The following is a 13977-nucleotide window of genomic DNA, read 5'->3' as shown; positions in this document are numbered from 1 at the left end:
ATAATAATAACATAAAAAAACAGGAGAATATTATAGATGAAAGAGTTAGGAATATCTATTTACCCCTTTCACTCAAAAATGGAAGATAATAAATCATATATAGATTTGGCTTCTAAATATGGATTTACTAGATGTTTTATGTGTCTGCTTTCAGTTGATAGATCCAAAGATGAAATAATAAATGAATTCTCAGCTATTATAAATTATGCTAAAGAAAAAGGCATAAGAACTACTTTGGATATATCTCCGGCTGTATTCAAACATTTGGATATAGATTATAAAAATCTTGACTTTTTTCATAAATTGGGAGCTTGGGCTGTAAGATTAGATTTAGGCTTTACAGGTAATGAAGAAAGTTTAATGACATACAATGAATACGATTTAAAAATAGAATTAAATATGAGCAATGATACAAATTATCTTGATAATATAATGAAATATTATCCTAATACTGATAATTTAATAGGCTGTTATAATTTCTATCCTCATGCATACACAGGACTTGACAGAACACTTTTCAAAAGCAGTATGAAACGTTTTAAAAAATATTCTATAAGTTCATCAGCATTTGTTAATGCCAAAGAAGCTGCTTTCGGACCTTGGCCTGTAAGCGATGGCATTTGCACATTAGAAGAACATAGAAATATGCCTATAGATGTACAGGCTATGGAATTATTTGCTCTTGGTGTTGATTGTGTATTTATTGCTAACTGTTATGCAGATGAAAATACTTTGAAAACATTATATAATATGGATAAGAGATTAATAACTTTTAAAGCAGAATTAGTTGATTCGATTCCTAAAGAAGAAAAGAGTATAGTATTGGATATGCTTCATCAAAACAGATTAGATGCTTCTGCTGATGTTATAAGATCTTCAGATACAAGAGCAAAATATAAGGGACATAATTTCAAAATATTTAATGCAGTTTCTGATATAAAAAGAGGCGATATATTAATAGATTCATCAGAATACGGAAGTTATACCGGAGAAATGCAAATAGCTTTGAAAGATTTAAAAAACACCGGAAGAACTAATATAGTAGGAAAAATTAAAGATGAATATTTATTTCTGCTCGATTATATAAGTCCGGCTAAAAGATTTATTATAAGAGAATAATTTTTATGGAGTTTATTACTTATGACACAAGATTATGAAACATTTATGGAAGAAAATGTATTTCCTATTATAGCATTAGCTGGAGAGAGTAAAAGTTTAGCTTATGAGGCTTTAAGACTTGCTAAAGAAAATAAATTTGAAGAATCCGATAAAAAAATGCAGGAAGCTGATAAATTATTACTAGAGTCTCATCAATACCAAACCGATTTGATATCAAAAGAAGCTAATGGTGAAAGTTTTGTAATAAACTTACTTTTTATACATGCTCAGGATCATTTAATGACTGCTATAAGTGAAAAAAATTTAATAAATGAGATTATTGACATATTGAAAATGAACCATAAATAAATTTTTATTCTCAAACTAATTAAAAATGGGTATTATTTATTTAATACCCATTTGCTTATTTTTATCATTATATTTTATGCAATTAAAAAATATTTAAATTTTCATATCAATATAATTTCAATAATATAACTTTTTAAAAAATTACATAGTCAAGTTCTTGATATAAAAATAAAAATATTATATCATTTCTCACAATCGGGGAGCTTGAAAAGGCTGAGAGGAAGTTTACATAATTTTTTATTATTAAACTTCGACCCTTATAACCTGTTTGGGTAATGCCAGCGTAGGGAATTATCTCTTTTATTATTTTCTTTATACATTTAATAAAATGAGACCTTTTCTAAAGTTGGTCTTGTTTTATTAAATTATATTATATAAAATAAATAAACAAGACTAAAATACAATTCAATAAAACAAGACAAACGGCGTTATAAAAATCTCGCTTTTATATTTAATAATTTAAGGAGCTTTTTATGACTTCAAAACAAAAATTTATTATTCTATTAATTTTATTTGTATTTTTTATATCATGTAAAAAACAAACAAAAAATATCAAAGATGAAATCACTGTGAATTTGGGCTATGAACTTAATACTATAGACCCCGCTTTGAATGATGAAACTTATGGATATATTTATATTAATCATGCATTCGAGGGACTGCTAAATAAAGATATAAACGGAAACATTGTAGGAGGCGTTGCTGATAAATGGGAAATAAGCGATGACAGCCTTACATATACATTTCATTTAAGAGATGATGCAAAATGGAGCGACGGAAAAAAAGTTACAGCCGATGATTTTGTATATTCCTATAGAAGATCAGTTGATCCGAAAACAGCATCACCTTTAAGCTATTTAATGGAATATATAAAAAATGCTAAAGATATAATAAGAGGAAAACAGCTAGTAGAAAATCTTGGAGTAAATGCTATAGATGAAAATACTCTCACAATAGAACTTGAAGCACCTACCCTATACTTTACTGATATATTAGCTTCCGGAGGAGTTTATATGCCAGTAAGAAAAGATATAATAGAAAAATACGGTGATGATTGGACTTGGAATCCTGAAACTTATATTGGAAACGGTGCATACAAAATGGTAGAAAGAAAGCCTGATGAACTTCTTGCTTTTGAAATAAATACTAATTATTGGAATTATACCAATCAAGTGGCTAAAAAAATTAATTTTGTTTTAATTGCTGATGAATATATATCACTTAATGCTGTAAGAACAGGAGATGTTGATTTTTCTATAAATGCACCTCCTATTGGTGAGATAGAAAATTTGATAAAAGAAAACTTAATGGCTGTAAGCGATATTATAGGAGTTTATTATTTGGATTTAAACAATAAAGATAAAGCATTATCAGATAAAAGAGTAAGAAAAGCATTATCACTTGCTATAGATAGAAATTATATAGTATCAAATATAGGATACGGCAAATTAATACCAGCTGAAGCCTTCGTTCCTCCTGTAGTAAAAGGACTTGAAAAATCTTTCAGAGAAGAAAGCAGCAATTATATAATAGCAAATAATTATAGTAATAATGTAGAAGAAGCAAAAAGATTATTAGCTGAAGCAGGATACCCAAACGGAGAAAATTTTCCTATGCTTGAGGTAAAAGTTTCATCTGGTTTTTATACTACAGTTTTGGAAGCTATTCAACAGATGTGGAAAAATACTCTCAATATTGACGTAATAGTTAGAACAGAAGAATCCAAAATTACTTTGCCTTTCAGAGAGTCCGGAAATTATCAAATGGCTAGAACAAGCTGGACAGGTGATTATAATGATCCGCTTACAATGCTTCAAATTATGACCAGCTACAGTGATATAAATTACGGAGGCTTTTCAAATGCAAGATATGATTCTTTGATAGAGTTTGCCGCTACTGCCACAAATGCACAAAAAAGAATGGAAGCTTTAAAAGAAGCTGAGGCAATACTTTTTGATGAAGTTCCTATTATACCATTTATATATAGAACAGATTTTTTAATAGTGAATCCTAAATTAAAAAATTATATTGACGAGCCTTTGGGAAGATATAAATTTAATTATGCTTATTTAGAAGAATGATATTTAAAAAATAATATTTAAATGATAAAATATTAACATTTAATAATAAATATTTCATAATGATGAGAGGAGAATAAAATGAAATTTTCAGAAATAGTGTGGAAAAGAAATCAAGACTTGTACAATAAAATAATAAATACAAATTTTAATAAAGAACTTATGAATGGAAGTTTAGACAAGAAAAAATTTGCATACTATATAGAACAAGATAGTTTATATTTGAAATATTATTCTAAAGCTTTAGCTATAATTTCTTCAAAAATACACAATGTTGATTATGCATTAGTATTTTTAAAATCATCTATAAACTCTTATATAGTAGAAGAAGAAATTGTGCATAAATATTTTAGAGATACTTTTAAATTTGAAAATACAAATAAAATAACAACCGCTAATTTAGGATATACAAGCTTTCTTATTAATACTGCTCATACTGAAGCTTTTGAAACTGCTGCTGCATCTATACTTCCTTGTTTTTGGATATATAATGAATTGGGTAAATACATAAAAGCAAATGCAGAAGTTGAAAATAACCCCTATAAAAAATGGATTGATACTTATGCTGATGAAGAGTTCTCTAAAGCAACCGAATATATGATTAAAATACTTGATAATTTATATGATAATGCCTCTGATGCTGTAAAAGAAAAAATGGCAGCTGTTTTTGATATAGCATTTATATGGGAATATAGATTTTGGAATGATGCTTATAATTTAGATGATTTCCATAATGTATAAAATTTATTTTTATAAGTTTAAATAAATTAATTGCAATTTACTTCTCTGTATGTTATAATATTTTATACATACAGGGGGTATTTACAAAATGAATAATACTTTAACTTTGATAATAGGTCTTATATTAACTTTTATAATATTAAGTGCCTTAAGAAAAATCATCTTTAATATAAGAAGCAAAGGTAAATTTAAAAACATAAATGTAAATGATGCTGTTTCTATTTATAAAAATAATAAAGATATAGGCTTAATAGATGTAAGAAGTTATATGGAAGTTCAGCAAAGCGGATACATAAAAAACAGTGTCAATATTCCTTTAGATGATTCTAAATTCAATGAGAAAATGTCAAAATTAGATAAAAACAAAGAGTATATAGTTTATTGTGCAAGCGGAAGCCGTTCCGGTACAGCTTGTATGCGTATGTATAAATTAGGCTTTACAAATATCAATAATCTTACTCATGCAGGATATTTTCAGCTTTCATCATATTTAGAATAACTTTATATAAAATAAAGTTAAAAATTGTATATGATTGCTTCTAACTCTTATTTTATAAGTTTACATACTAAAAAATTATACCAAACTTTTTATAATTTTTTAGTATGTGCTTTAAAATATGTCATGTAAATTTAATTCCCATATAAAAAATATAAGCCAAGTATAAATAAATCTTTCACTAACTTCTGAATTATTATATGCAGTAAAATAAGGTTTAATAATAACTTTATCATCACTTAAAGCATAATATGATATATTAGTATCAATACAAAAATACTCTTTACTCATAGAATTATAAAAAGAATATTTATTAATTGTATTGGTATTAAGAAAATGAGTTTTCATTTCATATTTATGAACGAATCTTTTTAAAAGTCCGTAATTTGTTTCTATCACTTTTAATTTATTAAGAGTTTCATTTAAATCATCTATATTAATGGTGCTAAACTGCATTATTGGCTGATACAAATCATAATCATTGAGCTGATCTTTCCATTTTGATATAGTTTCTTTTTCCATTTCAAAAGGGCTTGCCAAACTTATATAACTGTTTTCATCAATAATAATACTTTCATCATTTTCATTGCTATAGCTTCCGTATCCAGAATATCTGAAAGTATAAACTTTATTTTCAATATGCATATTCCAAATTAAGTTAATAGCAAATTTATTCATTAAAACATTATCAATAAAAATTTCTTTAAAAAATCTGTAATTATATTTTTTACCGCTCATTAAAAGTTTGATTAAATTAAAATTCTGATTTTTTATAGTAAATGAAATTTCTTTTTTAAGATATTTAATTTTTTCTTTCAAATCAGATGACATATTTTTTGGATATGATTTTAATATTTTATTTTTTTCTATATCAAAAAGCTCTGCCTCATTATTATTAATAATTAATTTATATTTATTATCTTCTATAATTTTATCACTGTTTTTATCAAATCCGAAATTGGGTATAAGTTTAAATACTATCTCATCTTCAGTCAAATTTCTCATTAAAGCAGCTTCATGCAATATATCATCTGCCATTTTCTGTATATCATCTCTTTCATTATATCTAAATACATTGCATAATAGATTCATAGCATAATCACTTTCTTTATGAAATGATAATATTATAAGTAAAAGTTTAGAATATTTTTCTTCTTCATATATTTCCTTTACTGCTTCATCTCCTCCATATATTCCATAAATTATAGCTGAAGTTTCTTTTTTTGAAGATATATATATTTGTTTTAAAGCTTTTATAAAAGATTCCATATCAAATAAATTTATAATATTATCTATTAATACTATTTTAAAAACATCTCTCTTTAATGCCAAATAAGATAAGTATATATATTTTATAACTTTGATATTAACTGTTTTTGTTTTATCTTTAGTTAATACTTCTTCGATATTTAAATCATCTATAAACTTAACTTTCTTTTCATCTTTTTTACTATAATTATTTTCTATATAATTTTCTGCTTCTTCTATAGTTTTAAAATCATTAGAAGTTTCTTTTAATTCATTATAATAATCATTTTCTAACTTTTTACGAAAAAGCATTATTTTTTTATTGTTGCTTGTATTAATACTATAATATATTTGTTTAATATCATTATTTTTTAAAAGATCTGATAAATCATCTTCATTATTATTTTCTAAACAGTATGAGTAAATTTTAAATTTCAATGAAATTTTATCATTCTTACACATAAATGAATTTTCAAACATAGAAGTCATTGAATAAAGATTTTTAATATCCCAAGAATCTAAATCCTGATCAAATTTATTAGTATTTGCAAACATTTTATTCATACTCTCTACTTTAGAAACATTCCATTTATTTAAAGGCTTATTAAATTCCAATGCCCCATTAAACATATTATCCATTGCTTCTACATAGCTTACATTCCAATTATTAATATCACCATCAAATTTCAATGCATCGGCAAACATTCCTCTCATATTTTTTACTTTAGAAACGTTCCATTTGTCCAAACTTTGATTAAATTCTTTGGCCGACTGAAACATCATATTCATACTTTCAACATTAGATACATTCCAATCATTCAAAGGCTTATTAAAACATAAAGCAAAATGAAACATCTCTGACATAATCTTAACTTTTGAAACATTCCATTTACTTATATCATTATTAAAATAAGCATTAAATGAAAATAAACCATGCATATTTTCTACATTTGAAGTATCCCAATTTTCAATACCATCATAATTTTTTCTATGAGAACATTTAAATAAATCTGTCATATTAGTGATAAGGCTTGTATCAATATCATTCAAATCAATGCTTTCATCATCAACTAATAATTTTAATTCTTTTGTATTATTTGGTTTGAACTTTTTATGCATAGTAAATCCTTAAAAATATTATATACTAAAAATTTTAGAGTTTGTCAAAAAATACAATTTTAACTTTAGGTTATTTGTGGGGACTAGCCCCCCCCCCCCCCCCCAGTTCTTTTTGTGACCAAAAGAACCAAAAAGACTGCATTTTTAGTCAAAATGTAGTTTTTATCTTATATTTTAAAGAAAACTTAATAATATTTTATGCTATTAATAAATAAAAATTACATTCGTAAATAACTCAAAATTGACAAAATATAGTTGTTTAGGTATATACTAAAAAAGTGAAGCTAATAAAAAATTAACTTCACTTTTATTTTATTATCAATTATAAAAATAATTAATGTTTAAAATGTCTTATTCCAGTAAATATCATAGCAATTCCATGTTCATTACAAGCATCTATTGATTCCTGATCTCTCATAGATCCGCCGGGCTGAATTATAGCTTTAATATTGTATTTAGCACAGGCGTCCACTACATCTCTGAATGGGAAGAAAGCATCTGATGCCATAACTACCCCATCGCCTGCTCTCTCTAAAGCATCTTCGCAAGCCCATATTCTGTTAGTTTGTCCGCTTCCTATACCTTTAGCCATAAAGTCTTTTATTACTACTATAGCATTTGATTTAGCATATTTTACAACCTTCATTCCGAATATTAAATTCTTCATTTCTTCTTCAGTAGGTTTTTTCTCTGTTACAACTTTATAATCTTCTATTAAAGTATTATCTTCATCTTGTACAAGTAATCCGCCGTCAACTTTAACAAGATTGATTTTATCATTAGTATTAGTTTTGTATTTTATAACTCTTAAATTCTTTTTGCTTTTTAATACTTCCAAAGCTTCAGGAGTAAAGTCTTTAGCAATAACAATTTCCAAGAATATTTTTATAAGTTCTTTTGCAGTTGCTTCATCTACTGTACTATTGAAAGCCACTATTCCTCCGAATATAGAAGTAGGATCGCATTCATAAGTTCTATTATAAGCCTCTAATACATTAGAACCCAAAGCAGCACCGCAAGGAGTAGAATGTTTTATAGCAGAACAAGCATATTCTTTTTTAGACTCATCAAACTCTAACACTATTTTTAAAGCTATATCCATATCTCTGATATTATTAAATGAAAGTTCTTTTCCGTTTAACTGTTCAAAACCTTTCATAGAACCTTTATCTATAGTTGATATATAGTAACTTGCTCCCTGATGAGGATTCTCTCCGTATCTTAATTCTTCCTGTAATGCATAAGACATATTCAAATAATTAAGTTTTTTGCCTTCCTTACTTTCTAATGAATTAAACATAAACTCTGAAACCGCAGCATCATAAGCAGAAGTTAAATTAAATACTTTAGAAGCTAAATATTTTTTTGTTTCAAAACTAACTTCGCCTTTTTCCATTTCGTTTTTTACTAAATCATAATCTTTAACATCGCTTATAACAACAACATCTTTAAAAGATTTAGCAGCAGAACGAAGCATAGTAGGACCGCCTATATCAATAAACTCTATCTTCTCTTCAAATTTCAAATTATCGTCTTGTACTTTTTCAAAAAAAGGATAAAGATTCACTATCACCATATCTATAGGAGTTATTCCTCTCTCTTTAATAGTTTCCATATGAGTAGGATTATCTCTTATAGCTAGAATTGCTCCGTGTATTTTTGGATCTAAAGTTTTTACTCTTCCGTCAAGCATTTCTTTAGCTCCTGTAACTTCAGCAACCTCTATCACAGGTATATTATTTTCTTTCAAATATTTGTAAGTTCCGCCTGTAGAAACTATTTCCACATTCTTTGAAGTTAAAAACCTGGCAAAGTCTAATATTCCGTCTTTATAGAATACAGATATTAATGCTCTTTTAATCATTATAAAACTCCCATTAATCAAAATAATGAATCAATTATAATATAAAACTTGTTATTGTAAAGAGTAATTAATTTGTTATTTTTTATATTATCATAATTTACTGAAAACTATTAAAAGTAAAAAATATTTCAAATATGCATGAATTTATTAAATTTTGTTTAGACAATAGATTTATTATAAAATAATTTTCTAATAAATAACATTTTCATCGTAAGCATTAACACTGAACCCCGCCCACCCGCCCCAAATCTTCTCTACGTAAGCAATTTGTATATAGTTATCATAATTGTAATTTTATGTTAACTATGTTATAATGAACTTTCATATTATATAATTCATTTAAATATAATATTCATTAAAAATAAGGGTTAGTTTATGAAACATTTCTTTTCTTTTTGTTTTATTTTTATAGCATTAATATCAAACGTATACGCTGATGTAAAAGTAGATTTCAGATTATTTACAAGTTCTTATGCATATAACGGCGAGAATCTACTATGGCAGGATACAAGAACAACATTAACATACTTTGAAAATTTTACCGAAGGAGCTTTTGATATAAAATTCAATGATCTTATCACTTTGAGAGTAGGAGCTTCAGTATTTTTCCCATTCACATTTGAATTTCCTCAAGGAATAAGAGTATTTCCTGTAGTTACAACACAATTATCAAATGAATATATTTCTCTTAGAATAGGTACTATGACAGGCGGACATAATTTACCTTCACCTATAAGAGATCCTTTAATGGATATGACCCCAGTTGTAAGATCTACACCAGATAATACATTAATAGCCAAAGGTCCAGAAGAATATAAATATAATGAACCTTTTACACATGGATACTATGAATATGGAGCTTCCTTTGAATGGTTTAAAGGTGGAAAGGGAGAAGTATATATGAATTGGCAAATACAGCATAATGCTAAACATAGAGAAAGATTCGATGTAGGCTTCATTTATTCTATGGATTTTGCACATGATATAGCAACACCTTATGTAGCTGTACACTATTGGCATAATGGAGGACATGAATATCCATTTGTACCAGGTTCTCCTGCGATTACAGAAAATTATGTTGGTGCTATAGGTATTAATAGTTATTATTTATCTATACTTTATATGGCTTCTTATAATCTTCCTGATAGAGATAATGAGCCTGGAGTATTCGGACATGGAATTTTCTTAAGAGGTACAATACCTGTTATGACTTGGTTTGAAATAGAACCTATAATATTTGTTTCAGGCTGGTATATAAATAAAAATCATAAATTTATAAGCGTTGAAGGTGATCCTTTCTATAGAGTACCTTTCTATTTCGGACTTAATTTAAAGAAAGATTTCGTATTTGATAATGGTATAGTATTGGGACTTTCTTTAGTTAATGGCTTATTCTTAAATGAAAAAAATGAAATAGGAATAAGATATGATCAAAGTTTGCAGTTTGACTTTACATACTTAGTTCCAGTAAAACAGTAATTAATTATTTTTTATTATTAATAGCGATAAAATAGATTATACTCTAGATTATCGCTATTATTTTATCATTTTTAATTTTTAATGTTTAATAGTATTAAAAGATATAAACTTATATAATAATAAATTGCTTTTATTAAAAAATATAGTAATATTTATCTTTATAGGAGTTTTTAAAATATGAAAGATAAAAAAGAAGTTAATCCAAATACTAATCATAAAATAGTAAATCATGATGAGGCTAATTTCTCACATGTATATTTTTACAAACTTTTATTTGAAGAAAAACCAGAGCTGCCTAATATAGAATTGATTAAACAGAAAATAAGAAAATATTATAATGATATAGAAGTTATATCATCAGATAATGGCATTTACAGCATAGCAATAAATGATTTAAAAGTAAAATATAAAGATGAAAAGGAAGTACCAGCACAAATTTTGATGCCTAGTGCTATGGAATTTGATTATACTTCAATAAGCGATTATTATTATAGTCAAATGTGGGATATAAAAGAGCCTAAAGAAGTTATAAAAAACTGTAATTATGAAATAATGCTTAGTGATTTTCTAGCAGCTGGACTTGATTATAAAGATAGAACAACTCTGCTTAATAATTGGCTTTATACATCATTACAGCTTTTTGATAATTGTATAGCAGTATATAATGAACAAAGCGGTAAGCTTCTTCTACCAGAGCAAATATTAAATAATACCTACCCTAAAGATTTCAGATTTATGCTTTCAGGAGTAAATATAAGGCTTTTCAATGTTCAGGATTCTAATGATATTATAGTAGATACTTTGGGAATGTACGCTATAGGACTTCCAGATATACAATACCATTTCCATGGTTTAAATGCAAATGATGTTATATCTCATGCCTTGAATATAGCAGCCTACATATTTGATAAAGGCGATATTATAAAAAGCGGCGATACTATACAGAGCATATTTGAAAATGTACAATGGAAATGTCAGTATGAAAAATCTCTTCTAAAACCTCATAGAGAAATTTTAGATATTAATATGCTTGAATATGCTTCAGGAAAAAGACAAAATTAATAAAAATACTTAAAAAACAAATACTTATTGCTCTAAATAAGAACAAATTTAGGATATACAAAACCAATAAAATACCCAATAGTAGTATTATGAAATAGATATACTAAAAATATGTATATAAAAATTCACATAAATATGATATTTTTGTTGAATTCAAATATATTTTTTCCTATACTATAATAAGTGTAATTTTAATTTTATTGTATCAATGGAGGTATATAATGAGTGAAGATGTTTCTCTATTAACACAGGAGGAGATTGCTGATGAAATTAAATCACTAGTTGAGAAGTGGAAAGATTCTGAAGGAAATCTTATTATGATTTGTCATGGAATTCAAAAACATTATGGTTATGTTCCTAGAAATGTTGCAAAATACGTATCAGAAGAGATAAATATACCGCTTGCTAGAATTTATGAAATTCTTACATTTTATAACTATTTCACATTGGAACCGCCTGCTGAAAATAATATAGGCGTTTGTATGGGTACTGCCTGCTATTTAAAAGGCGGCGGACAATTAGTAGAAGAAATAAAAAGAAAATTAAATCTAAAAGGCGATCAAAAATATTCGGCTGATAGAAAATATAAGTTGGAAGAGGTAAGATGTATAGGCTGCTGCGGCTTAGCACCTGTAATAACTTTTAATGATGAAGTTTCAGGAAGAGTAGTAGTTGATGATATATCAAAATTTATTAAAGATGAAGAAGCTAAATAAAGAGTAATGGAGTAAAAAATGGCAGAAAAATTAGATAGAAAAAAACTAGAAGAATACAGAATTAATAAAGAAAGAGAGATAGGTTTAAGGAAAGGCAGAGAATCATCAACATCTCATAAATTTCATATACTTGTATGCGGCGGAACAGCTTGTGAATCAGGTAAAAGTGATGAGATTGTAAAATTATTAAGAGAATATGCAGAAAAAAATGGTATTTCTGATGATGTATTAGTTGTAAAAACAGGATGCTTTGGCTTTTGCAGTCAGGGTCCTGTAGTTAAGATTATGCCTGGAAGAGTTTTTTACACTCATGTAGGACCTGAACATGCTCAGGATATCATAGAAAAGCATATAATGAAAGGTGAATTATTATTAAAGATACTATATAAAGAACAAAGAGAACATAGAGATTTCTCTAAAGAAATTAACTTCTATCAAAAGCAAAGAAGAATAGTATTAAAAAACTGCGGAGTTATAGACCCTGAAAATATAGATGAATATATAGGAAATGATGGTTATAAAGCTCTATCTAAAGTATTATTTGAGATGACTCCTGATGATGTTATTAAAGAAATGCAAACTTCAGAACTTAGAGGAAGAGGAGGTGCAGGATTCCCTACTTGGAAGAAATGGAGCTTCACAAAAGCAGTAAAAGATGATCAAAAATATATAGTATGTAATGCCGATGAAGGAGACCCTGGAGCTTATATGGACAGAAGTATACTAGAGGGAGATCCTCATTCTGTAATAGAAGCTATGACTATAGCAGGATATACTGTAGGAGCAAATAAAGGATATCTATACATAAGAGCTGAATATGGTCTTGCTGTTGACAGAGTAAAAATAGCTTTGAAACAGGCTTATGAATACGGACTATTAGGAAATAACATATTAGGAAGTAATTTCTCATTTGATTTGGATATAAGGCTTGGTGCCGGTGCATTTGTATGCGGCGAAGAAACTGCACTTTTAGCTTCAATAGAAGGAAACAGAGGAACTCCAAGACCTAGACCTCCTTTCCCAGCAATAAAAGGTTTATTTGAACATCCTACAGTTATTAATAATGTTGAAACATTTGCAAATGTAACTGCTATCATAAATAATGGAGGCGATTGGTTTGCTTCTATTGGTACAGAAAATTCAAAAGGTACTAAGGTATTCGCTTTGACAGGTAATGTAAATGTATCAGGACTTGTAGAAGTGCCTATGGGAACAACAATTAGAGAAATAGTATTTGATATTGGCGGCGGAGTACCTAATGATAAATTCGCAAAAGGCGTTCAAACAGGCGGCCCTTCAGGCGGTATATTACCTGAATCTCTATTTGGTACTCATATAGATTTTGATAATTTAGTTCAATTAGGTTCTATGATGGGGTCAGGCGGTATGATTGTCATTGATGAAGACAGCAATATGGTTGATTTTGCTAAATTCTATCTTGGTTTCTGCGTTGATGAAAGCTGCGGTAAATGCGTACCTTGCAGAGTCGGCGGAATGCAAATGCTTAAAATATTAGAAAAATTCACTAAGAGAAGAGCTAAAGAAGATGATATACAAAAATTAAAAGATATTGCTTTAACTATGAAAAATGCTTCATTATGTGCTTTAGGTTCTACAGCTGCTAACCCTGTAATGTCTACATTAAAGCATTTTGAGGAAGAGTACAAAGCTGGAATATTTACTCCTCCTGTTCCAAAGAAAAATTAA

The 13977-nt window shown here is 27.4% G+C and carries 11 protein-coding genes and 1 riboswitch; of the genes, 9 read left to right on the top strand and 2 right to left on the bottom strand.

Features of this window, described 5'->3' with window-relative positions; all coding sequences use genetic code 11:
- The first annotated feature begins 36 nt into the window (after positions 1-36).
- The 5 genes from Q0K19_RS02070 (at position 37) to Q0K19_RS02050 (ending at position 4785) form a co-directional block, all read left to right on the top strand.
- A complete protein-coding gene (locus Q0K19_RS02070) occupies positions 37-1119 on the top strand; it encodes a MupG family TIM beta-alpha barrel fold protein (RefSeq protein ID WP_297244973.1) in 1083 nt (360 codons plus the stop codon).
- A 21-nt stretch (positions 1120-1140) separates the two neighbouring features.
- Positions 1141-1467: a PTS lactose/cellobiose transporter subunit IIA gene (locus tag Q0K19_RS02065; RefSeq protein WP_297244972.1), complete on the top strand. Its 327-nt coding sequence runs from the start codon at positions 1141-1143 to the stop codon at positions 1465-1467.
- A gap of 186 nt (positions 1468-1653) precedes the next feature.
- A riboswitch (TPP riboswitch) is annotated at positions 1654-1774 on the top strand.
- Between the two features lie 166 nt (positions 1775-1940).
- Positions 1941-3548: a peptide ABC transporter substrate-binding protein gene (locus Q0K19_RS02060; protein WP_297244971.1), complete on the top strand. Its 1608-nt coding sequence runs from the start codon at positions 1941-1943 to the stop codon at positions 3546-3548.
- 78 nt (positions 3549-3626) lie between these two features.
- Positions 3627-4286 (top strand): thiaminase II, encoded by a 660-nt coding sequence (gene tenA / locus Q0K19_RS02055; protein ID WP_297244970.1) that lies wholly within the window; start codon positions 3627-3629, stop codon positions 4284-4286.
- Positions 4287-4374: 88 nt separating this feature from the next.
- Positions 4375-4785 (top strand): rhodanese-like domain-containing protein, encoded by a 411-nt coding sequence (locus Q0K19_RS02050; RefSeq protein ID WP_297244969.1) that lies wholly within the window; start codon positions 4375-4377, stop codon positions 4783-4785.
- 111 nt (positions 4786-4896) lie between these two features.
- Here Q0K19_RS02050 and Q0K19_RS02045 read toward each other — a convergent pair whose 3' ends face one another.
- Together Q0K19_RS02045 and purH are read right to left on the bottom strand one after the other, a co-directional pair.
- Entirely contained in the window at positions 4897-7149 is a 2253-nt protein-coding gene (locus Q0K19_RS02045; RefSeq protein ID WP_297244968.1) for a BspA family leucine-rich repeat surface protein, read from the bottom strand.
- Between the two features lie 334 nt (positions 7150-7483).
- Positions 7484-9013, bottom strand: a complete 1530-nt coding sequence (gene purH, locus Q0K19_RS02040) for a bifunctional phosphoribosylaminoimidazolecarboxamide formyltransferase/IMP cyclohydrolase (RefSeq protein WP_297244967.1) — start codon at positions 9011-9013, stop codon at positions 7484-7486.
- Positions 9014-9388: 375 nt separating this feature from the next.
- Between purH and Q0K19_RS02035 the strand changes: the two genes are divergently transcribed.
- The 4 genes from Q0K19_RS02035 to Q0K19_RS02020 all read left to right on the top strand — a co-directional run bounded on the left by Q0K19_RS02035 (position 9389) and on the right by Q0K19_RS02020 (position 13977).
- Entirely contained in the window at positions 9389-10492 is a 1104-nt protein-coding gene (locus Q0K19_RS02035) for a hypothetical protein (protein WP_297244966.1), read from the top strand.
- A 177-nt stretch (positions 10493-10669) separates the two neighbouring features.
- The gene (locus Q0K19_RS02030; protein ID WP_297244965.1) at positions 10670-11554 is read left to right on the top strand and encodes a DUF4261 domain-containing protein; all 885 of its coding nucleotides are present in this window, start codon (positions 10670-10672) and stop codon (positions 11552-11554) included.
- 221 nt (positions 11555-11775) lie between these two features.
- Positions 11776-12270, top strand: a complete 495-nt coding sequence (locus tag Q0K19_RS02025) for an NAD(P)H-dependent oxidoreductase subunit E (RefSeq protein ID WP_297244964.1) — start codon at positions 11776-11778, stop codon at positions 12268-12270.
- Positions 12271-12288: 18 nt separating this feature from the next.
- On the top strand, positions 12289-13977 hold the full coding sequence (locus tag Q0K19_RS02020; protein ID WP_297244963.1) for a NuoF family protein: 1689 nt from the start codon (positions 12289-12291) through the stop codon (positions 13975-13977).

The sequence above is a fragment of the uncultured Brachyspira sp. genome (genome assembly GCF_944393015.1).
GTDB lineage: Bacteria > Spirochaetota > Brachyspiria > Brachyspirales > Brachyspiraceae > Brachyspira.
This window is presented reverse-complemented; position numbering and strand designations above follow the sequence as displayed.

Coding starts and splice junctions, on each gene's coding strand:
- Q0K19_RS02070 (WP_297244973.1), top strand. CDS start 37: ATGAAAGAGTTAGGAATATCTATTTACCCCTTTCACTCAAAAATGGAA.
- Q0K19_RS02065 (WP_297244972.1), top strand. CDS start 1,141: ATGACACAAGATTATGAAACATTTATGGAAGAAAATGTATTTCCTATT.
- Q0K19_RS02060 (WP_297244971.1), top strand. CDS start 1,941: ATGACTTCAAAACAAAAATTTATTATTCTATTAATTTTATTTGTATTT.
- tenA (WP_297244970.1), top strand. CDS start 3,627: ATGAAATTTTCAGAAATAGTGTGGAAAAGAAATCAAGACTTGTACAAT.
- Q0K19_RS02050 (WP_297244969.1), top strand. CDS start 4,375: ATGAATAATACTTTAACTTTGATAATAGGTCTTATATTAACTTTTATA.
- Q0K19_RS02045 (WP_297244968.1), bottom strand. CDS start 7,149: ATGCATAAAAAGTTCAAACCAAATAATACAAAAGAATTAAAATTATTA.
- purH (WP_297244967.1), bottom strand. CDS start 9,013: ATGATTAAAAGAGCATTAATATCTGTATTCTATAAAGACGGAATATTA.
- Q0K19_RS02035 (WP_297244966.1), top strand. CDS start 9,389: ATGAAACATTTCTTTTCTTTTTGTTTTATTTTTATAGCATTAATATCA.
- Q0K19_RS02030 (WP_297244965.1), top strand. CDS start 10,670: ATGAAAGATAAAAAAGAAGTTAATCCAAATACTAATCATAAAATAGTA.
- Q0K19_RS02025 (WP_297244964.1), top strand. CDS start 11,776: ATGAGTGAAGATGTTTCTCTATTAACACAGGAGGAGATTGCTGATGAA.
- Q0K19_RS02020 (WP_297244963.1), top strand. CDS start 12,289: ATGGCAGAAAAATTAGATAGAAAAAAACTAGAAGAATACAGAATTAAT.